Genomic DNA, 21,472 nt, shown 5'->3' with positions numbered 1-21,472 from the left:
AAAAATAATTAACTAACAATGGAGAAATATTTATCAAACATCATTTTCGCATTTATTTTAGTTGCAGGAATTGGATATTTTATATTGAATGTTCGTAAACTTATTAGGAATATTAAATTAGGAAAGGATATTGATAGAACCGATCGCAAACCTGAACGCTGGAAAAATATGGCAAAAATTGCTTTAGGACAATATAAAATGGTACGTCGTCCGGTTTCAGGAATTTTACATGTAGTAGTATATGTAGGTTTTATTTTGATAAACATCGAAATGTTAGAAATCGTTATTGATGGATTATTTGGTACACACCGTGTCTTTCAACCAATTTTAGGTAACAGTATTTACGGTTTTTTAATCGGTAATTTTGAAGTACTAGCAGCCTTAGTGTTTGTAGCAGTAGTAATTTTTTGGTTTCGTAGAAATATCGAAAAAGTAAAACGCTTTTGGAGTAAAGAAATGACAGGTTGGCCAAAAAATGATGGAAACATTATTTTATATTTCGAAATGGTATTAATGTCATTATTTTTAATAATGAACGCAACCGATGTTCCTTTTCAAGAAGCAGGTGTTGGTAATGTTATTTCTCAATTTATAGCACCTTGGTTTAATAGTTTTTCAGTTGAAGAGTTACATACTATTGAAAAAGCAGCATGGTGGGCACACATTGTTGGAATTTTAATTTTCTTAAATTATTTATATTACTCAAAACATTTACACATTTTATTAGCATTTCCAAATACGTTTTTTGCAAATTTAAAACCAAAAGGACAGTTTACAAATGTTGAGGCTGTTACTAAAGAAGTAAAAATGATGATGGATCCAGATGCAGATCCGTATGCAATTCCTGAAGAAGGAGCTGAAGAAGAGGAGCCAGCAAAGTTTGGAGCTTCTGATGTTACCGATTTAAACTGGGTGCAGCTAATGAATGCGTATACATGTACAGAATGTGGGCGTTGTACTTCGTCATGTCCAGCAAATTTAACGGGTAAAGAGCTATCTCCACGTAAAATTATGATGGATACACGTGACCGTTTAGAAGAAGTTGGTAAAAATATTGATGCAAATAACGGTACTTTTAAAGATGATGGAAAACAATTACTAAACGATTATATTTCTCCAGAAGAATTATGGGCGTGTACAAGTTGTAATGCTTGTGTACAAGAATGTCCAATAGGTATCGATCCATTATCAATTATTACAGAAATGCGTCGTTATTTAGTAATGGAAGAATCTGCAGCTCCGCAAGAGTTAAATATGATGATGACAAACATTGAAAACAATGGAGCACCTTGGCAATATAGTCAACAAGATAGATTAAACTGGAAAGACGAATAATAAGTCTAGGCTAATTGTTAATTCGAGTAGTTTTTTTAATAACAAAGAAAAATTGTATCGATAATATTTACAGAAAAAAGCATATCAATAAAAAAAACATAAAATTATGAACGTACCAACAATGGCAGATATGATGGCTCAAGGAAAACAACCAGAAGTGTTGTTTTGGGTAGGAGCAGCAGGAAGTTATGATGATAGAGCAAAAAAAATAACCAAAGCGTTTGTAAAAATTTTAACCAAAGCAGGAGTAGATTTTGCAGTATTAGGTACCGAAGAAAGTTCAACAGGTGATGCAGCTAAACGTGCAGGAAACGAATTTTTGTTTCAAATGCAGGCAATGATGAATATTGAAGTTTTAAACGGGTATGAAGTTAAAACAATTGTTACTTGTGACCCACATTCATTTAACACTTTAAAAAATGAATATCCTGAATTAGGAGGTACATATAAAGTATACCATCATACACAGTTTATTAATAAATTAATTAGTGAAGGACGTTTATCAATAGATGATGCCAATTTAAAAGGTAAACGATTAACTTATCATGATCCATGTTACTTAGGTCGTGCAAATGATGTATATGAAACACCAAGAGAACTAATTAGAAGTTTAGGTGTTAAAATGACCGAAATGAAACGTCATAAATCTACCGCATTATGTTGTGGTGCTGGAGGGGCGCAAATGTTTAAAGAACCTGAAAAAGGAGCAATGGATATTAATGTACTGCGCACTGAAGATGCTTTAAAAACCAATCCACAAATTATAGCAACAGGTTGCCCTTATTGTAATACAATGATGACAGATGGTGTTAAGTTTAAGATGAAAGAAGATCAAATAGTTGTAAAAGATATTGCCGAGTTAATAGCAGAAGCAAACAATTTATAAAAAATAATACAACTAATAATTATCGACTGCGTTTGAACAGGCAAAATATGTCTTATCAAGCGCAGTCGAAAAGTTTTAATCAAAATTTAAAATGCTAAAAAACTATATAAAAGCAGCACGTTTACGAACATTACCATTATCAGTTTCAGGAATCATTGTTGGAAGTAAATTGGGTTTTGATAACGTAATGTATGCTGATAGCACAATAACTTTATTGGAAACTCCAATATTTTGGTTAGCAATTTTAACAACCATCGGTTTTCAAGTACTGTCAAATTTTGCAAATGATTATGGAGACGGAGTTAAGGGAGCTGATGATAATAGAGAAGGTGAAGCACGTATGGTTTCATCAGGAGCCATAAGTCCTAAACAAATGAAAACAGCAATGATAGTAACAGGTATTGTAACGTTGTTTATTGCGTTGTTACTTATATATGTTGCTTTCGGAAAAGAAAATTTTTTATATTCGGTAACTTTCTTTGTGTTAGGAATTGTTTCAATTGTAGCCGCAATTAAATATACCGTTGGTAAATCAGCCTATGGTTATAGCGGGTTTGGAGATGTGTTTGTATTCATTTTCTTTGGGTTATTAGCCGTAGTAGGAACCTACTTTTTATACACAAAACAGCTAAATTTAATTATTTTTTTACCAGCAATAACCATCGGATTGTTAAGCACCGCAGTTTTAAATTTAAATAACATGCGTGATATAAATAACGATGCAAAAGTTGGTAAAAACACTCTGGTTGTAAAAATCGGAAGCCAAAAAGCAAAAATATATCATTATATATTAATTATAGGAGCTTTAATAACTACTTTAGTTTATACTCTTTTGCAATACAAATCTCCAATTCAATTTATATTTTTAATAGCATTTATTCCGTTATTTTTAAACATTGTAACAGTGGCAAAAAACAAAATTCAGTCAGACTTAGATGGTGAACTAAAAAAAGTAGCATTAAGCACTTTTTTATATGCAATTCTTTTTGGTTTAAGTAACGTTTTATAAATAACAATAAGAATTTAAAATATAATTTTATACAAATAATAATGAAAACAGTAAAAATAGTTTTAGGTATTGTAACAGCTCTAGTAGTAGTGTTTTTGTTAACAGGAATAGTAGTTACAGAAGTAAAATATACGGTAGAAATAGAAGTAAATAAACCAATAGAGGAAGTTTTTAAAAAATTTGAAGACACCGATTTAATGAAACAATGGTTGCCCGACGTTAAATCGATCGAAATTCTTGAAGAGAAACCAGGAAAAGTTGGAAGTACTTACACGATGGTTGTTGAAAATAACGGACAAGAAATTAAAATGATCGAAAAAATAACAGCCTATATTCCAAATAAAAAAATCACCCTTCAATTTCACTCCGATCAAATGGTAAAAACCGATGATTATAATTTTATCGCCAACGGAAACACCACCAAAATAGTACAAAATTGCGGAGTTAATAGTAAATCATACATGTCAGCATGCATGTTCCCTTATTTTAAAGGCACCTTTAAAAGTTTAAGCCTAAATTATATGAATCAATTTAAAAAAATAGCAGAAAAATAATTTTTTGGGCGTTCGAGCGGGCTTTACACTACAATCTTTTGCTCGTGCCTCACAAAAGGATTTTCATTGCAATCCCTAACGCAAACCAATAGTAGGCTATAATGATAAAAGCAACCTATAAAAAATATATTTTAAACTTTAAGCAAGCCAGCGGAACATCACGCGGAATATTACGTACCAAAGAAACCTGGTTTATAACATTAAAAAAACAGGATGAAATAGGTTTTGGAGAATGCGGATTGTTTAGAGGTTTAAGTATCGATGACACGCCCGATTATGAGCAAAAACTACAATGGGTTTGTCAAAACATTAATCTAGGGTTAGAAAATTTATTGATAGCAACCATTCATTACCCAAGTATTCAATTTGGATTAGAACAAGCTTTTTTATCATTAAAAGCTAAAAATCCGTTTAAATTATTTCCATCAGATTTTACAGCAGGAAAACAAAATATTGCTATCAACGGATTAATTTGGATGGGCGATAAATCTTTTATGCAACAACAAATAAAAGATAAACTAGCACAAGGGTTTTCAACCATTAAAATGAAAATTGGTGCAATTGATTTTAATACTGAAATCAATTTGTTAAAATCAATACGAAAAGAATTTTCATCAAAAGAAATCACTTTAAGAGTAGATGCAAACGGTGGGTTTACACCAAAAAATGCTTTAGAAAAATTACAACGATTGGCTGCATTAGATATTCATTCAATCGAGCAACCAATCAAGCAAGGGCAATGGCAGGAAATGGCAGCTTTGTGTGAAAAAACACCTTTGCCAATAGCATTAGACGAAGAGTTGATAGGTGTTTTTACATCCGAAGAAAAAGAAAAATGCATTCAAACCATACAACCGCAATACATTATTTTAAAACCAAGTTTAGTGGGTGGATTTAAAGGAAGCAATGAGTGGATTTTAATAGCTAATAAATACCAAGCAGATAACTGGATTACTTCGGCTTTAGAAAGTAATATCGGGTTAAATGCCATAGCGCAATATACCTACACTTTACAAAACCCGTTACCACAAGGTTTAGGAACAGGTAGTTTGTTTACAAATAATTTTAAAAGCCCGTTAACGGTTTTAAATGGTGGATTGGAGTACGATTTGTCTAAAAAGTGGAAATTTAATTTAGATTAACATAACTTTGAATTTGTTTTAAAATAGTAATACGCTTACACATGAATTTTATACAACAAGCATATAAAGGTAGTAACGATTGGCCTTATTATTTAGGGGGTATTTTATTAATAATATTTGGTTGGCAATTTATAGGAATTACACCTTTGGCTATAACGGCTGTTTTATATTCAGAAGATTTTAACGAATTTTCAAGCGCCGCAAATAATAGTTTCATGACTTTAGGTATTAATAAAAACTTGTTTTTATTTTTAATGATATTAATGTTTGCAGTCGGTTTACTTTTTTTGTTTTTAACAATAAAATTTATACATAAGCGCGCAGTAAAAACCTTAATAACAAGTAGAAAATCTATTGATTGGAGTAGGTTTTGGTTTGGTTTTGTTGTTTGGGGAATCGTAGCAGTTAGCATCACATTATTAGGAATTTTTTTAGAGCCAGAATATTATACATGGAATTTTAAACCAATACCGTTTTTTACATTGGTAGCCATATCTTTTTTGTTTTTACCATTACAAACCAGTTTTGAAGAATTGCTTTTTAGAGGTTATTTTATGCAAGGTTTAGGAACGTGGTTTAAAAATAGATGGGTTCCTTTAATTATAACTTCTGTCGCTTTTGGTTTGTTACATGGTGCAAATCCTGAGGTTGAAAAACTAGGCTATATTTCAATGGTATTTTATATAGGTACTGGTTTCTTTTTCGGAATTGTAACCTTGATGGATGAAGGAACAGAGTTAGCCTTGGGCTTACATGCTATAAATAATATTGTAGCAGCATTTTTGGTAACTACCGATTGGATGGTTTTTCAAACAGACGCCTTGTTTATTGATACTTCTGACCCTTCAGTTGGTATAGAAATGTTTTTACCTGTTTTTGTATTATACCCGTTACTGTTATTGTTGTTTTCAAAAAAATATGGTTGGACAAACTGGAAAGATAAGTTGGTGGGTAAAATTGAAAAACCATAAAAGTTGAACAGTTATTATTTTTAATTGATGGTAAATATAATTCGTCAAACTGAACTTGTTTCAGGTTCTCATACTAAGAAATTGTTTTTTGGTTGATGAGATTCCGAAATAAATTCGGAATGACGTGAAAAGTATAATTATGGCAGGGAAATAAATACGAACGTTACTAAGGGGGCTAAGAACGAAGTAATCATTAACTATAGATATGAGAAATCAGTTTCATGAAAATTTTAAATTAAACGGAGTATCTTTTTCATCCGAAGAAGAATTGGTTGCATTTTCTAGAACGATTTCAAATTCAATAGCTAAATTTTTAAGTGATTGGTTTCATCAAAAGGACTTTGTAACTGTGCAAACATCAGGTTCAACAGGTAAACCAAAACCTATTCAGTTAAAAAAAGAGTTTATGAAAAACTCAGCTTTAGCAACGGGTACATTTTTTAATTTAAAAGAAAATACAGTAGCATTGTTATGTTTATCTACTGATTATATAGCAGGTAAAATGATGTTGGTACGAGCTTTAACTTTAGGGTGGCAATTAGATGTTGTAAAACCAGAATCGAACCCGTTAAAAGGCATAGAAAAGCAGTATGATTTTTCGGCTATGGTACCCTTACAGTTAAGAAGTTCGTTGAATGAATTACATAAAATAGATAAACTAATTGTTGGTGGTGGAGTTGTTACTGCTGATTTAATAGCTGCAATTCAAAATATTTCGACAAAAGTATTTGCTACTTACGGAATGACAGAAACGATAACTCATATTGCTGTTAAAAAACTGAATGATTTACCACTTATGGCGGAGTCGAGAAGTGTTTATAAAACGCTTCCAAATATTCTATTAAGCAAAGACGATAGAAATTGTTTAGTAATCGAAGCACCAAAAGTAACAATAGAAAAAATTGTTACAAACGATGTTGTAAATATCGTTTCTAAAACAACATTTGAGTGGCTGGGACGAATAGATAATGTTATAAATTCAGGAGGTGTAAAATTACATCCGGAGAAAATAGAAGAGAAGTTATCAGAAATTATCGAGCAACGTTTTTTTGTATCAGGAATTAAAGATGAAGTTTTAGGAGAAAAGTTAATTCTTGTAATTGAAGGAGTAAAGAAAGAAATTGATTTTTCTGAATTAAATACACTTTCAAAATTCGAAATACCGAAAGCAGTTTATTTTCTACCTCAGTTTATAGAAACAGAAACAAAAAAAATCCAACGAAAAAAAACGCTGGATTTGATTAAGTTTTAAACAACTATCTATTTATATCATAGAATAAGCCCTTGTCAAAAAGTCCTTGAATTTCATTTTTACCTAAACTATAAGGTGCTGTTGTATAATTTTTAGCCTTGTCGATACCAGAAATTCCTTTCTTTTTATCTGTTTCATAATCATTTTGAATTACGAAAATAGAATCATTAGTGACCGATTTAATTTTTAAAGTAGAGTAATACCCTGTTTGAGTAACTCTAAATTCAATTACATCACCAACAGCAGGTTCTTTAATATAATTTACTAAATCTTTTTTATGTTTACCAGCTGAATATGCGCCGAAAGCTATTATAAGAGCAATAATACCCAAGCCAGACCAATACCAAATAGGAGTTTTTACATTTCGCTTTACCTCTATAGCAGCATCTTTAAGTTTTTCGTTCATTTCTTTGTAAGCCTTGGTTGTCTTGCAATTTGAACACTCTGAAAATACTTTTTTAGTCATAGGAAAAACAGGAATCCAGTATAAGTAGGCGTATTTACCATACACGGAAATTGTGTGATTTGTAATTTCATTACAATGATCACATTTTATACCTCCTCTTCTTTCACTTTTTAGGTGTGAACCTTTTGTTCCGTAAAAAATCATATCAATTTTATTTTTTTGCTAAATATATTAAAAATTGACACATTTAGACTAATTAAATAGCTGAGTTTACTTACTTAAAGTAAGTGTTCACTCATTGCCGATTTTTTATCCTTACAAATAACAATAGGTTTATATCAAATTTAAAATCTATAATTATGCTAAAAAAAATAACTTTCATATTTTTAATAACTATTGTGTCATTACTACAAGCACAAGAGAAAAAAATAAAAGGAATTGTTTCTGATAATTCTGGTGTTTTGCCAGGAGTTACTGTTTTAATTAAAGGAACAGAAACAGGTGTTGAAACTGATTTTGATGGCAAATATGCTATAAAAGCAGGTAAAGGAGATGTATTAGTTTTTTCATTTATAGGAATGGAAACGAAAGAAGTTCTGGTAAAAAATAAAACTATAATTAATGTTTTACTAACTGAAAACACTCATGTTTTAGATGAAGTAGTAGTAGTTGCTATGGGAATTAAAAGAGAAAGTAAATCATTAACATATTCATCAAAAAAAATAAAAGAACCATCTTTTGTAAAAATAGATACACCACAATCAGGACAATTAACAGCAGGAGAAATTAATGATTTAGAAAAATGGGATGATTGGAAGTTGTTAATGAAAAACGATATGTTTTTAAAAGTGAAAAATAATTGGAAATTTTCTTTAAAAGAAAAGGTTGATGTATTAGTGAAAGATGTAAATAATATTCCAATTATAAATGCTACGGTTTTGTTTTTAGATGATAAAAACAGGATGATTTTTAAAACAAAGACAGATGTTTTTGGTAAAGCTTTAGTTTTTAAAAATGATAGTAAGCATTATACACTTCAGGTAATTTATAAAAATGAGATAAAAGGAATAAGAATTAATAGAGAAACTACAAAAATTGAATTTTCATATAATTTAAATGAAAAATTAAATGACATTGACATCATGTTTACCATCGATGCAACAGGCTCAATGGGCGATGAGATTAATTACTTAAAATCTGAAATAAAAAATATCATTACCCGTGTAGATTCAAGTGTTCATAAAAAAAGAATTGGTTTAACATTTTATAGAGATCATGGAGATGAATATGTTGTTAGAGATTTTGATTTTACTACCGATATTACTAAAATAAAAGAAAATTTATCTCATCAAACTGCTGGTGGAGGCGGTGATTACGAAGAAGCTGTAGAGGAAGCGTTAAGGGTTTCATTATCTAAATCATGGAATATAAATGCAAAATCTAGGTTGTTGTTTTTATTATTAGATGCACCGCCTCATTTAAATAAAGAAAACATTAATACGATAAAAAACCAAATAAAGAAAGCGCAAGAAAAAGGGATTAAAATTATTCCGATTGTTGCTAGTGGTGCAGATAAAACGGTTGAATATTTAATGCGTTATTTTAGTGTTTCTACAAATGGAACCTATGTTTTTTTAACTGATGATAGCGGAATTGGAAACAAGCACTTAAAACCAACAACAACCGATTTTAAAGTAGAAAAGTTAAATAACTTAATTGTTCGATTGATAAATAAATATGCAGGGATATAAAATAAAACCTCTCTATATTTTTTATAGAGAGGTTTGTTTTTGTTATGTGTAATATAACTATACTATAGCCATACTGTGGTATACGTTTTGAACATCGTCTTCGTCTTCTAGTTTTTCTAAAAGTTTTTCAACATCAGCCTGTTGTTCTTCTGAAAGTTTAGTTGTTGTTGTAGGAATTCTTTCAAAACCTGAAGATAAAATTTCAAGATTATTTTCTTCTAAATATTTTTGAATTGCACCAAATTGCTCAAACGGAGCGTAGATTAAAATTCCGTCTTCATCTTCAAATATTTCTTCTACATCAAATTCGATCATTTCTAATTCAAATTCTTCTAAATCTATCTTTAAGTCTTCAGCTTTTATTCTAAAATTACAAGTGTGATCAAACATAAAAACAACCGAACCAGAAGTTCCTAAATTTCCATCACATTTATTAAAAGCTGCTCTAACATTAGCTACAGTACGGTTATTGTTATCGGTAGCGGTTTCAACAACTAAAGCGATACCATGTGGAGCATAACCTTCAAATAGAGTTTCTTTATAATTGGCAGTGTCTTTGTCAGATGCTTTTTTTATAGCGCGCTCAACGTTATCTTTAGGCATGTTTGCAGCCTTTGCATTTTGTATAACGGCACGTAAACGTGCGTTAGTTTCAGGATTAGGACCTCCTTCTTTAACTGCCATAACAATGTCTTTACCAATTCTGGTAAATGTTTTAGCCATTGCCGACCAACGTTTCATTTTTCTTGCTTTCCTAAATTCAAATGCTCTTCCCATTTCTTAAAAATTATATTTACGCAATGGCAAATGTAACTATTGCGTTATTTATTTACAATTAAAATCTTTTTTTGATAATAAGTTTACCATCCTTTTCACTGTAAGCTTTCCAGGTACCCGATTTTTTTCCGTTTTTATAATTTCCTTTTATTTTTATCTGCCCGTTAGGGTAATAGCTTTTATAGTTACCGTCTAATAAACCATCATCTAGCTCAACTTCAAACTTTAGTTTTCTGTTATTATAATATTCTTTATAAGTGCTTGCGCTTAAATCGGTAGGATGAATTTCTTTAAAATTAAATAAAGAGTTTGTAGCGATTGTGTCTTTTTTTGATACTAACTTTAAAGTGAGTTGATTTTTTAAATCTTGTTCTGCAATAATAGTTTCGTTTACTAACTTAGGGTCGTTGAAAGAAGCGGTAATGCTGCTTTTAAAAATATTTCCATCTGAGGTTAGTTGGATACCTAGTTGTGAAAAACAGGTAAAATAATCTTTATTTTTACTTAATTGAAGTTGTGTTTTTCGGTCAACAAGACTTATTAAATCACTGTAAATATATGGTGTATTTATATAAGTGAAAACAGTAGATTTGTTGTCGAATAAATATGAAAATTCTTCAAAGTTTTTTGAAGAAGCCAAGGTATACTTCATTATATTGTTATTAATAATTTCTTTAAGCGTATTCGGGCTTGCGCTAAAAACTACAAAATCATCAATTATTGTAAAATAAGGTTTTTCCATTTTTTTAAACATATTACCAGCCACTATTTTAAAAAATCCTTTTAAATCTAAAAAGTTAATAGTATGGTTTTTGTAAGGTATTTGTTTAAATTTTAAAGGTGTTTTTTCTTTTATTTTTGAAAGGATAAAGTTTAAATTTTCGGTAGCATCTTCAATATCATTGGTTTTAAAAATCGCCGCAATGTCTTTTTTGTTTTTTGAAAGTGAAGAGTTAAAATGAATCAACGCAACTTCATTTCCTATCCAACTATATACATTTTTTTTAATATTAATGTCTAAAAGGTTTTCAATTTCAGTAATTTGTGTTGTGTAGCTTTTAAACTCTTCAGTTTTTTCTTTTTTCAGAATTTCAAAATTTTCATGAAAAGTTTCAAAACTATCAAAAGCAAAACTCGAATATAGTGCGGTGTTTCTTGGTGCTATATTTGCAATAGATCTTTTACCTTTTCCTGATTTTTGAATGGCAGTTAAATAGGTTTCAGTATCTTCTTTTACATTTGTGTAGCCTTCTGCTTGAATAATGGTTCCTTCAATTAAAGAAACATCAAATCCTGAATAATGAAGCGAATTTTGAATATTTTCAACTACTTCTTTGTTAGTTTTATTGGTAAAACAGGCAAGATATTTGTGTAAATATTTATACTGAAAAAAAACTTTAAAAAAGCCATCTTCTGATGTTTCTTTGGTAATCTCAACAAAGTTAACATCTCTACCAATTATAGGGGTTTGATATTGATTTATAGCGTTTTCAACTAAAAGGTGCGTGTATGAAGCAATTAATTGATTTTTTATAAAGGCAATATGTAATGTTTCCCTTTTCTTTTTATCGTAAAGCTCAGTTATTTCGTGGTCTTTGTATAACCTGTTAGTAATTTTATAATTATTACCAGCTAAGTTTGTAATACTGTTTTTTAAAAAATTAAGTTTTGATAATTTTTCAAGGTCTACAACGTATAAAAAATCATAATTTTTAGGTTTGTATACGTGTGCAGATATTAATACATCACGTTCGCCAATAAAATTAAGAATACTTCTTTGTTCTTTTATAACCTCATCGAGAGTGTTGATGTTTTTATTGATGTCATTAAAATAAGCGTTTTTTTGTAGATGTTTCCAAATATCGCTAGCATTAATTTCATCCCAAGTATCAATGGGTCTTTCAGTATCTAAAATAAAAATAGCATCTTCAGGTATCAGATAAATAGGTTTGATATTATCTTGTTTGGCAAGTGTAAAAACATATGCTTGGTAGGCTATAAACCCTAAAAAAACGAGTAGAATGACCCATAAAATCTTTTTTCTCATAACTGATGATGCGTAAAATTATACTTGAATAACGCCTAAATTAAATTTCTTTTCAATAGGTGCATGATTTGCAGCTTCTATTCCCATTGAAATCCATGTTCTAGTGTCTAACGGGTTTATTACGCCGTCTGTCCAAATTCTTGCAGCAGCATAGTATGGAGAGATTTGCTTGTCGTAACGAGATTTTATTTTGTCAAATAATTCAGCTTCTTTTTCAGGGGTAATTTCTTCTCCTTTTTTCTTTAATGATGCAGTTTCTATTTGTAGTAAAACCTTTGCTGCTGAGTTACCACTCATAACTGCTAATTCGGCACTTGGCCAGGCAGCAATTAACCTAGGATCATAGGCTTTACCACACATAGCGTAGTTACCTGCTCCGTATGAATTACCAATAACGATGGTGAATTTTGGTACAACAGAATTACTTAGCGCATTTACCATTTTTGCGCCATCTTTTATGATACCGCCATGCTCAGATTTAGAACCAACCATAAAACCGGTAACGTCTTGTAAAAATACCAACGGAATTTTTTTCTGATTACAATTTGCAATAAAACGTGTTGCTTTATCGGCAGAATCGTTATAGATAACGCCGCCAAACTGCATTTCTCCTTTTTTAGTTTTTACTAATTTTCGTTGATTGGCAACAATACCAACAGCCCAACCATCAATACGGCCATAACCGGTAATAATTGTTTTACCGTAACCTTCTTTATATTGTTCAAATTCAGAATTATCAACCAAACGATTGATAATTTCTAGCATGTCATATTGTGCATTCCTTTCTTTCGGAAGGATTCCGAAAATGTCTTCTTCGTTTTCTTTTGGAGGAAAAGCTTCTTTACGATTGTATCCAGCTTTATCAGCATCTCCAATTTTATCAACAATAAACTTTATTTTATCTAAAGCATCTTTGTCATCTTTAGCTTTGTAGTCGGTAACGCCTGAAATTTCGCAATGCGTAGTTGCTCCACCAAGTGTTTCGTTATCAATACTTTCACCAATAGCAGCTTTTACTAAATAACTTCCGGCTAAAAAGATACTTGCAGTTTTGTCTACAATTAAAGCTTCATCGCTCATAATTGGCAAATAAGCACCTCCGGCAACACAACTGCCCATAACGGCAGATATTTGTGTAATCCCCATGCTGCTCATTACGGCATTATTTCTAAAAATACGTCCGAAGTGTTCTTTATCAGGAAAAATTTCATCCTGTAAAGGTAAATAAACACCAGCAGAATCTACTAAATAGATAATAGGTAACTTATTTTCTATTGATATTTCTTGCGCTCTTAAATTCTTTTTCCCAGTGATAGGAAACCAAGCGCCTGCTTTTACTGTTGCGTCATTGGCAACAACAATGCATTGCTTACCGCTAACATAACCTATTTTTACTACAACACCACCAGAAGGGCAACCACCGTGTTCTTTATACATTTCTTCGCCAGCAAAAGCGGCTATTTCTATAGATTTAGAATCATTATCTAAAAGGTAATCTATACGCTCTCTTGCGGTTAATTTTCCTTTTTCGTGATGCTTATCGATACGCTTTTGACCACCCCCTAATTTAACTTGGGCAAAACGCCTTCTTAAATCTGATGCTAAAAGTTTATTGTGGTCTTCGTTTTTATTGAAGTTAAGATCCATTTGTAAGTTATTTGTTTGCGATTGCTAAATTAAGAAAAACGGTTTATAATACAAGTCGTTTAAATGTATGATTGTAGTATGTTGTCTATTGTTTTTGCAATTTCATTATTTCTAAATTGTTTATTTAAAACACGAGGTTCGGCTACGCGTTCGGTACAGTTTTTTACGGCACAGGTTTCACAAGTAACACCAACTTGTTTATTTGTAAAAGTATTCTCTTTAAAGAATTTAATTTTTTTCTTTAAATGAGGCGATAGTAATATTCCAATGCTTACGCTACGATTGTTTTTTTCTTTAAAAGGATCAGAAGTGGCGGCAGATAATACTAAGTATTCATTCGTCGAATTTTCATAAGATGATATTTGTATACCATAAGAAGAATTTTTATCAACAGCTTTCTCTAAATCTTGAATTGTTTTTATAGAAACCCATCTTCTGCAATAATGCTCGTTATTTCTATTCGCATGTGGTGCTTGTTGTTGGGTTATGTGTAACTCTTTTGATAGTTTAAAAACAGGTGAGTTTTCTTGATGTGTAAATCGTAAAAAAAACAGATTTTTTATATTAAAATGTTTTGGTAGTATGTTGGTTAATCGCTGATAAAAGGTTTCGTCTGAGCAATTGTAGTTTTTAGTGATTTTATGTAATTGTAACGGTTGCCATTCCTTTAATGAGAAAAAATGTGTTAAGTTTTTGATAAGATTTTCTTTCGGAATTATAAGTGCCCCAGCAAAATAAGAAGCAATAAAGTTATTTAAAACTTGGTCAAAACTTTCGAATTTTATCCAAGGAAAAGTATATAGCCTGTTTTCAATTTTTAGATAGTTGTAGGCTAATTCTTTTGCGTAGATAAACGTTTTTTGAGCTTCACTTATATCGTTATAAATAAGTAATGTTTTGTTTTTGGGAATGTAAATGTTTCTTATTTCTGATAATTTTTGATGTTTAGAAAGTTCCTCGGTATTAATCGTATAACCATATTCTTCGATCAAAATATCTTCTAAATCGCTAGCACTTATAGGTTTGTTTAAGTTTATATGATAAGCTTTGGCAAAGGCAATAACACTACTTTCAATATCTTCAAAATAATTATTATGTGCTTCTTGATAAGAACGCAAAGAAGCTAAAAAGAAATTTTCACGTGTTAAATTATAGTTTTGAGCTATTTTTATGATAGTACTAATAAACGCATTTACTTTGGCGGGTGCGTTGGCAATAATGTCGATTAAGTTGCTTTCTTTAATACCGAATAAATCTAACGGAATTTCTTTTAAAACTTTCGATTGTAATATTTCACCAATTGGTGCTAAGTTTTTATCTAGTTTTAAAGAAACCAAATGATCGTACGTAACTTCTAGTTTTTCAGAAAGAATTACAATTTTATCTGTTTTGGGATATTTTTTTCCTTTTTCAATCTCATTTAAATAAGATTTAGATAAGCCTGTTAATTTAGCTAATCCGAAGAGTGATAATTTTTTATCAGTACGTATTTGTTTTAGTTTTAATCCAAAAACAAGTCTAATGTATTCTTCTTCCAAAGTTTTTTATTAAAAGATTCGTAATTCAAAGGTATTAAAATTAGCGAATTAATAAAAATTTGAATATTTAATTAATTTAGCGAACGTTCGCTAAATTAATTAAATTATTTTTTATACTATTGGTGTATCAATAAATAAAAGTAAGTTATTATGAATCAACATGTTTTAGAAAAAGAAATTGAGTGTGTAGGATTTAATGAGGGTAATTATAAAAATATTTTAACAAATGATGCTAAAATATTTTTAACTCGATTACACGAAAAATTTAATAATAAAAGATTGCAATTATTAGAAGAGCGAGAAATAGATCAAGCGTATTTTAATATGGGAAATTATCCAACTTTTCCATCAGAAACAAAAACTATTAGAGAGGGTGATTGGGTGTGTGCAGAATTACCTGACGACTTATTAGATAGGAGAGTGGAGATTACTGGGCCGGTAGATCGTAAAATGGTGATCAACGCGTTAAACTCGGGTGCAAAAACTTTTATGGCCGATTTTGAAGATAGTAATTCACCTACAATTGCTAATTTATTAGATGGGCAGGTAAACTTAAAGGATGCTGTAAATAAAACTATTTCGTTTTATAATGATAAAAAAAATAAAACTTATCAGTTAAATGAAACCTCAGCTACTTTATTGGTAAGACCAAGGGGTTTGCATTTAAATGAAAAGCATTTTTTAATTGACGGTGTTCAAATGTCAGGTTCGTTGGTCGATTTTGGGTTGTTCTTTTTCAATAACATCAAAGCTTTATTAGAGCAAGGTTCGGCAACCTATTTTTACCTACCAAAATTAGAGCATTACAATGAAGCTCGTTGGTGGAACGATGTTTTTGTATTTGCACAAGAATATTTAAAAGTGCCACAAAAAACAATAAAAGCAACGGTATTGATCGAAACTATTACGGCTAGTTTTCAGTTAGATGAAATTATTTATGAGTTAAAAGATCACATGGCTGGTTTAAATTGTGGGCGTTGGGATTATATTTTTTCTTACATCAAAAAATTTAGAAATCATCGAAATTTTGTAGTTCCAAATAGAGATCAAGTAACTATGAAAACACCTTTTATGAAAGCGTATTCTTTACGTGTAATTCAAACTTGTCATAAACGAAACGTACACGCCATGGGTGGTATGGCTGCTCAAATTCCTGTAAAAAATGATGATGCAGCCAATGAATTAGCGTTTTCTAAAGTTTTAAAAGATAAAGAGCAAGAGGTTAAAAATGGTCATGACGGAACTTGGGTAGCGCATCCAGGATTGGTAAAAGTTGCGATGGATGTTTTTAATAAATCAATGCCAAATGCAAATCAAATAGACAAAAAACTAACAGCTTTAAACATTGCTGAAGCTGAGTTAGTAGCGCTTCCAAAAGGAACAGTTACAGAAAACGGAATTCGTAAAAATATTAATGTAGGAATCTTATATATAGAATCTTGGCTAATAGGGCAAGGTGCTGCGGCTTTGTATAATTTAATGGAAGATGCAGCAACGGCAGAAATTTCTAGAACACAGATTTGGCAATGGTTACATAAAAATATAACACTTGAAGATGGAAGAGTTTTTACAGTAGCAATGTATCAACAATTAAAACAAGAAGAAATTAAAAAAATAAAAGAATATGTTGGTGAAATTCGATATGAGAAAGGAGAGTTTGAAACGGCAATTAAGTTATTTGATGACTTAATTCTAAATGAAGAATTTGTAGAGTTTTTAACGTTACCTGCATACAAATATTTATAAAAAAATGTCTCGTAACTACGGCAATAGATTACGAGACGTAATTATCAAAACCTATAAAATTTCAATAATAAAAAACAAATTTATGAAAAATTTAGCGCAACAAAACTATAGTTCGGTATTAGAAAAAGTAAAATCTCTAAAAGAAAAATATGGAAGCAGTTGGAATGCTATAACTTCTGAAAATGCTGCTAGAATGATTACTCAAAATCGTTTTAAAACCGGTTTAGAAATTGCAAAATATACCGCTACTATTATGAGAAATGATATGGCTGAATATGATGCGGATTCATCAAAATATACACAATCTTTAGGTTGCTGGCACGGATTTGTAGCGCAGCAAAAAATGATTTCAGTAAAAAAACATCATCAAACTACCAGTAAAAAATATTTGTATTTATCTGGTTGGATGGTGGCTGCTCTTCGTTCTGAATTTGGGCCGCTTCCCGATCAATCAATGCATGAAAAAACAGCAGTTTCTTCTTTAATAGCTGAGATTTATGATTTTTTACGTCAAGCAGATGCAATTGAGTTGAATGATTTGTTTAGACGATTAGAAAATGGTGAAGATGTGCAAGAGCAAATTGATAATTTTGAAACACATATTGTGCCTATAATTGCTGATATTGATGCTGGTTTTGGTAATGAGGAAGCAACATATCTTTTAGCTAAAAAAATGATTGAAGCAGGCGCTTGTGCTATCCAAATTGAAAATCAAGTTTCTGATGCAAAACAATGCGGGCATCAAGACGGAAAAGTTACAGTGCCGCACGAAGATTTTATAGCAAAGTTAAATGCAATTCGTTATGCGTTTTTAGAATTAGGTGTTGAAGACGGAGTTATTGTGGCACGTACAGATTCAGAAGGAGCAGGTTTAACACAAAAATTACCAGTAAGTCAAAAACCAGGAGATTTAGCATCCCAATACCTTGCTTTTGTCGAAGCTGAAGAGATTGCTATAAATGAAGCTAAAGAAGATGATGTCTTGCTAAAAAGGCAGGGTAAATTAGTGCGTCCAGTAAGATTATCAAACGGGTTGTACAAGTTTAAAGAAGGTACTAATATTGATAGAGTAGTGTTAGATTGTATTACAAGTTTGCAAAACGGTGCCGATTTATTGTGGATTGAAACTCCAACACCACATGTAGGCCAAATAGCCAATATGGTTAATAGAGTAAGAGAAATTGTACCTAATGCAAAGTTGGTGTATAATAATTCACCCTCTTTTAATTGGACGTTAAATTTCCGTAATCAAGTATATGATGAAATGTTAATGAAAGGAAAAGATATGTCTTTTTATGATAAAAATAATTTAATGGATGCTAAATATGATGGTTCTGAATTGTGTAAGCTTGCTGATGAAAAAATTAGAACTTTTCAGGTAGATAGTGCACAAAAAGCAGGAGTTTTTCATCATTTAATTACGCTACCAACTTATCATACGACAGCACTTCATATGAATGATTTAACTGCTGGTTATTTTGGTGAAGACGGAATGTTAGCATATGTAAAGGATGTGCAAAGGCAAGAAATTAGAAAAGGAGTTGCTTGTGTAAAACATCAAAGAATGGCAGGGTCTAACTTAGGTGATGATCATAAAGTATTTTTTGCAGGAGATAATGCATTAAAAGCAGGGGGAGAAAAAAACACGTCTAATCAATTTGAAACAAATAAAGAAGAAACTAGAAAAATTGAAGCTGCCGTTTAGGTTATTTATATTAAATTATAAATGTATGATTAGTTAGTTATATATTTTATTTTGAAGTGAAAACTCCAGCATTAGCTGGAGTTTTTTTATTAGCTAAAAGGTAATTCCATTTTAATATTACAACGTTCGTATGGGCAATTTTCTTCAACAGGAATTTCTGTAAATCCATATTTTTTATAGATGTAGATAGCGTTTTCTAATTTGGTGTTAGAGTATAAAATTAAGTTTTTTAATTGCAATTCTTGTTTTGCAAAATTTATGCAGTATTCCATTAATTGTTGCCCGATTTTAAAACCCCTATGTTTTGGAGAAACTGCCATTTTTGTTAACTCAAAAGTAGTTTGTTTAGGCATTAAGGCAACAGTACCAACAATTTCATTATTTAATTTAGCAAAAAATATATGTCCGCCCTTATTAATAATATATGTAGTAGGATTGCTTAAAACTTCTTCATCAAAAGGTTCAACATAAAAAAAAGTTTGTAACCATTCTATATTCAGATTGTAAAAATGAGTTGAATATTCAGTTTTAAAATGTTCTATTTCTATTGTATTCATTTTACAAAAATATAAAAATAGTATTGTTTTTATGTTAATAATATTCCATGTAATTAATTTCCGTGGAAATTAATATTTAATTTTGTATCTTTGTATAAAATTTAAAACAGATAAAGATGAGAAAAAATAAAATAATTTATTATGCAGCAAAAGGTTTGTTAACCTTACTGATGTTGTTTTCGGCAGGAATGTATTTGTTTAATTACGAAGCGGTAGCAGGAATGTTTACTAATTTTGGATATCCAACATATATAATTTATCCGTATGCAATAGCAAAAATATTAGGTCTTGTTGCTATTTGGTTTATCAATAATAAAGTAATTAAAGAATGGGCGTATGCAGGTTTTTTCTTCGCTTTTATACTAGCCTTTTTTGCACATGTTATGATTGGTGATGGTGAGCAAACAGGAGCTTTAGTTGCAATGATTTTATTAATAATATCATATGTTTTTGGTAAAAAAATAATATAATAAATGGCTAGTAAAGTATCTTCAAAAACAATATTAACAACAAGTAATTATTTTGCAGAGGCAACTATGCGAAATTACAAGGCTGCAATTGATGTGCCTATAAATAAAGGTGGTAGTAATAAAGGGCCTACACCTGTAGAATATTTTTTAACAGCCATAGGCGGATGTGTTGCAATTACAATAAAAATGTATGCTGAACGTAAAAATTGGGACATTGGAGAAGTTACCGTAAATGTAATCCAGAAAGAAGAATTAACATCTGAAGGAATTAAAAAAACATTAATTGAAGAAATTTCGTTTGAAAATGAAATTACAGAAATGCAACGTGTAAAATTATTAGAAATGGCAGGAAAATGTCCTGTTGCAAAAATGGTAAAAGGAGCAACACCAATTACATCAAAAATAAAATAAAATGAAAAAAATAGTAGCTTTTGCGGGTAGTAATAGTAAAAAATCAATCAATAAAGAATTAGCAGTATATAGTTCAACTTTTATAGATGAGGTTGAAACGGTTGTGTTAGATTTAAATGATTTTCCATTACCTATATATGGAATAGATGAGGAAACCAAAAATGGAATTCCAGAAAATGCACAAAAATTCTTTGATATTATTCAAGGAGCAGACGGAGTTATTTTGTCATTAGCAGAGCATAACGGAAATTTTACAGTAGCATTTAAAAACATTTACGATTGGATGTCTCGTATTAATCAGAAATTATGGAATAATGTTCCGATGCTATTATTGGCAACTTCTCCAGGAGCAAGAGGTGGCGCTTCTGTAATGTCAATTGCTAAAAACGGATTTCCACACATGGGCGGAAATGTAGTTGCTGATTTCTCATTGCCTAGTTTTTATGATAATTTTAATGACGGAAATATTGTTGATAATGTATTAAAAGAACAGTTAAAAGAAGAGATAACAAAATTTAATAACTCATTATAATGTAACTATTATGACAAAAAAAGTAAGAGTAACTTTATATGGTAAAAAGGGACATGCACATACGGTAGCTTTTAAAAATTATTTAAAAATGGGAGATATTCCGTTTATTTATAAAGATATCATGATAGATGAAACAGCTAAAAATCATACAAAAAAATTGTATGGAGGTATGGTGAAATTTCCAACATTATTTGTCGATGATAAGGTGTATTTAGAACCAACAACAGATGAATTTAATAAAATAATGAGAGATTTAATTTAATAAGATGGGAGATATTTCTAAAGACATACAATCTAAGTTTCCAAATAACAAAGTAAAGGCCCTAATTAACCTTAAATATACTACAAATTGGTTATGTAGTAAAGAAAATGATTTTTTTAAGCCTTACGGAATATCGCCACAACAATTTAATATTCTTCGAATTTTAAGAGGCGCAAAAAAAGCAATTAAAGTACAAGTTATTAAAGATAGAATGATTGAGCGAGCACCAAATGCAACTCGTTTAATGGATAAATTGAATGATAAAAAATTAATAGAAAGAATTAGGTGTGAGCACGATAGGAGAGTGGTTTATATTAATATTTCTAAGCAAGGTTTAGAGTTATTGTCTACCATTGATGCTTCTTTAAAATTAGATTTTTTAGAAAATTTAACAGAAAAAGAAGCTATTCAGTTAAGTGATTTATTAGATAAAATTAGGTAACTGTTTAGTGAAATTAAAAATAATATTCAGGA

The 21,472-nt window shown here is 30.4% G+C and carries 21 protein-coding genes; 15 read left to right on the top strand and 6 right to left on the bottom strand.

Translation table 11 applies throughout. The features are described from left to right. Window positions 1–18: 18 nt before the first annotated feature. The 7 genes from BA195_RS07690 to BA195_RS07660 all read left to right on the top strand — a co-directional run bounded on the left by BA195_RS07690 (window position 19) and on the right by BA195_RS07660 (window position 7,149). A complete protein-coding gene (locus tag BA195_RS07690) occupies window positions 19–1,335 on the top strand; it encodes a 4Fe-4S dicluster domain-containing protein (protein WP_068704155.1) in 1,317 nt (438 codons plus the stop codon). A 106-nt stretch (window positions 1,336–1,441) separates the two neighbouring features. Next, a complete protein-coding gene (locus BA195_RS07685; protein ID WP_068704153.1) occupies window positions 1,442–2,221 on the top strand; it encodes a (Fe-S)-binding protein in 780 nt (259 codons plus the stop codon). A 91-nt stretch (window positions 2,222–2,312) separates the two neighbouring features. Then, entirely contained in the window at window positions 2,313–3,230 is a 918-nt protein-coding gene (menA, locus tag BA195_RS07680; protein WP_068704151.1) for a 1,4-dihydroxy-2-naphthoate octaprenyltransferase, read from the top strand. Window positions 3,231–3,271: 41 nt separating this feature from the next. Then, window positions 3,272–3,784, top strand: coding sequence for an SRPBCC family protein (locus tag BA195_RS07675; RefSeq protein ID WP_068704149.1), 513 nt, complete (start codon window positions 3,272–3,274; stop codon window positions 3,782–3,784). A 101-nt stretch (window positions 3,785–3,885) separates the two neighbouring features. Beyond that, on the top strand, window positions 3,886–4,926 hold the full coding sequence (locus BA195_RS07670) for an o-succinylbenzoate synthase (RefSeq protein ID WP_068704148.1): 1,041 nt from the start codon (window positions 3,886–3,888) through the stop codon (window positions 4,924–4,926). 41 nt (window positions 4,927–4,967) lie between these two features. Then, entirely contained in the window at window positions 4,968–5,897 is a 930-nt protein-coding gene (locus tag BA195_RS07665) for a CPBP family intramembrane glutamic endopeptidase (protein ID WP_068704147.1), read from the top strand. 205 nt (window positions 5,898–6,102) lie between these two features. After that, on the top strand, window positions 6,103–7,149 hold the full coding sequence (locus tag BA195_RS07660; protein ID WP_176714970.1) for an AMP-binding protein: 1,047 nt from the start codon (window positions 6,103–6,105) through the stop codon (window positions 7,147–7,149). Window positions 7,150–7,153: 4 nt separating this feature from the next. Here the strand turns inward: BA195_RS07660 and BA195_RS07655 are convergent, their stop codons facing one another. Further along, the gene (locus BA195_RS07655) at window positions 7,154–7,759 is read right to left on the bottom strand and encodes a zinc-ribbon domain-containing protein (RefSeq protein WP_068704139.1); all 606 of its coding nucleotides are present in this window, start codon (window positions 7,757–7,759) and stop codon (window positions 7,154–7,156) included. Window positions 7,760–7,914: 155 nt separating this feature from the next. On the opposite strand from BA195_RS07655, the gene BA195_RS07650 reads away from it, so the two are divergent. Beyond that, complete coding sequence (locus tag BA195_RS07650; protein WP_068704137.1) at window positions 7,915–9,306, top strand: vWA domain-containing protein; 1,392 nt, start codon at window positions 7,915–7,917, stop codon at window positions 9,304–9,306. Between the two features lie 57 nt (window positions 9,307–9,363). Here the strand turns inward: BA195_RS07650 and BA195_RS07645 are convergent, their stop codons facing one another. Genes BA195_RS07645 through BA195_RS07630 form a run of 4 tightly spaced genes read right to left on the bottom strand, consistent with a single transcriptional unit; the run spans window position 9,364 to window position 15,315 of the window. After that, window positions 9,364–10,083 carry a YebC/PmpR family DNA-binding transcriptional regulator gene (locus tag BA195_RS07645; protein WP_068704135.1) on the bottom strand — a complete coding sequence of 240 codons (720 nt, stop codon included), beginning with the start codon at window positions 10,081–10,083 and terminating at the stop codon, window positions 9,364–9,366. A gap of 58 nt (window positions 10,084–10,141) precedes the next feature. Next, window positions 10,142–12,130, bottom strand: coding sequence for a DUF3352 domain-containing protein (locus BA195_RS07640; protein ID WP_068704131.1), 1,989 nt, complete (start codon window positions 12,128–12,130; stop codon window positions 10,142–10,144). Between the two features lie 18 nt (window positions 12,131–12,148). Further along, the gene (locus tag BA195_RS07635) at window positions 12,149–13,777 is read right to left on the bottom strand and encodes an acyl-CoA carboxylase subunit beta (protein WP_068704130.1); all 1,629 of its coding nucleotides are present in this window, start codon (window positions 13,775–13,777) and stop codon (window positions 12,149–12,151) included. A 59-nt stretch (window positions 13,778–13,836) separates the two neighbouring features. After that, on the bottom strand, window positions 13,837–15,315 hold the full coding sequence (locus BA195_RS07630; RefSeq protein WP_068704129.1) for a helix-turn-helix domain-containing protein: 1,479 nt from the start codon (window positions 15,313–15,315) through the stop codon (window positions 13,837–13,839). A 150-nt stretch (window positions 15,316–15,465) separates the two neighbouring features. Between BA195_RS07630 and aceB the strand changes: the two genes are divergently transcribed. After that, the gene (gene aceB / locus BA195_RS07625; protein ID WP_068704128.1) at window positions 15,466–17,061 is read left to right on the top strand and encodes a malate synthase A; all 1,596 of its coding nucleotides are present in this window, start codon (window positions 15,466–15,468) and stop codon (window positions 17,059–17,061) included. A gap of 82 nt (window positions 17,062–17,143) precedes the next feature. Next, window positions 17,144–18,766, top strand: coding sequence for an isocitrate lyase (locus tag BA195_RS07620; protein WP_068704800.1), 1,623 nt, complete (start codon window positions 17,144–17,146; stop codon window positions 18,764–18,766). Between the two features lie 89 nt (window positions 18,767–18,855). On the opposite strand, the gene BA195_RS07615 is transcribed toward BA195_RS07620, so the two are convergent. Beyond that, window positions 18,856–19,323, bottom strand: coding sequence for a GNAT family N-acetyltransferase (locus BA195_RS07615; protein ID WP_068704127.1), 468 nt, complete (start codon window positions 19,321–19,323; stop codon window positions 18,856–18,858). Between the two features lie 116 nt (window positions 19,324–19,439). On the opposite strand from BA195_RS07615, the gene BA195_RS07610 reads away from it, so the two are divergent. From BA195_RS07610 to BA195_RS07590, 5 genes are read left to right on the top strand one after another with little or no spacing between them, the layout of a single operon-like run. Next, window positions 19,440–19,793: a DoxX family protein gene (locus BA195_RS07610; protein WP_068704125.1), complete on the top strand. Its 354-nt coding sequence runs from the start codon at window positions 19,440–19,442 to the stop codon at window positions 19,791–19,793. A 3-nt stretch (window positions 19,794–19,796) separates the two neighbouring features. Next, window positions 19,797–20,204, top strand: coding sequence for an OsmC family protein (locus BA195_RS07605; RefSeq protein ID WP_068704124.1), 408 nt, complete (start codon window positions 19,797–19,799; stop codon window positions 20,202–20,204). A 1-nt stretch (window position 20,205) separates the two neighbouring features. Next, the gene (locus BA195_RS07600; protein ID WP_068704123.1) at window positions 20,206–20,736 is read left to right on the top strand and encodes an NADPH-dependent FMN reductase; all 531 of its coding nucleotides are present in this window, start codon (window positions 20,206–20,208) and stop codon (window positions 20,734–20,736) included. Window positions 20,737–20,746: 10 nt separating this feature from the next. Next, window positions 20,747–20,998 (top strand): glutaredoxin family protein, encoded by a 252-nt coding sequence (locus tag BA195_RS07595; RefSeq protein ID WP_068704122.1) that lies wholly within the window; start codon window positions 20,747–20,749, stop codon window positions 20,996–20,998. A 4-nt stretch (window positions 20,999–21,002) separates the two neighbouring features. Further along, on the top strand, window positions 21,003–21,440 hold the full coding sequence (locus tag BA195_RS07590; protein WP_068704120.1) for a MarR family winged helix-turn-helix transcriptional regulator: 438 nt from the start codon (window positions 21,003–21,005) through the stop codon (window positions 21,438–21,440). The last annotated feature ends 32 nt before the right edge of the window (window positions 21,441–21,472 follow it).

Origin of the sequence: Tenacibaculum soleae (assembly GCF_001693415.1) — a bacterium.
Taxonomy (GTDB): Bacteria; Bacteroidota; Bacteroidia; order Flavobacteriales; family Flavobacteriaceae; genus Polaribacter; species Polaribacter soleae.
Note: the sequence above shows the minus strand (reverse complement) of the source record. Positions and strands in the feature narration are given on the sequence as shown.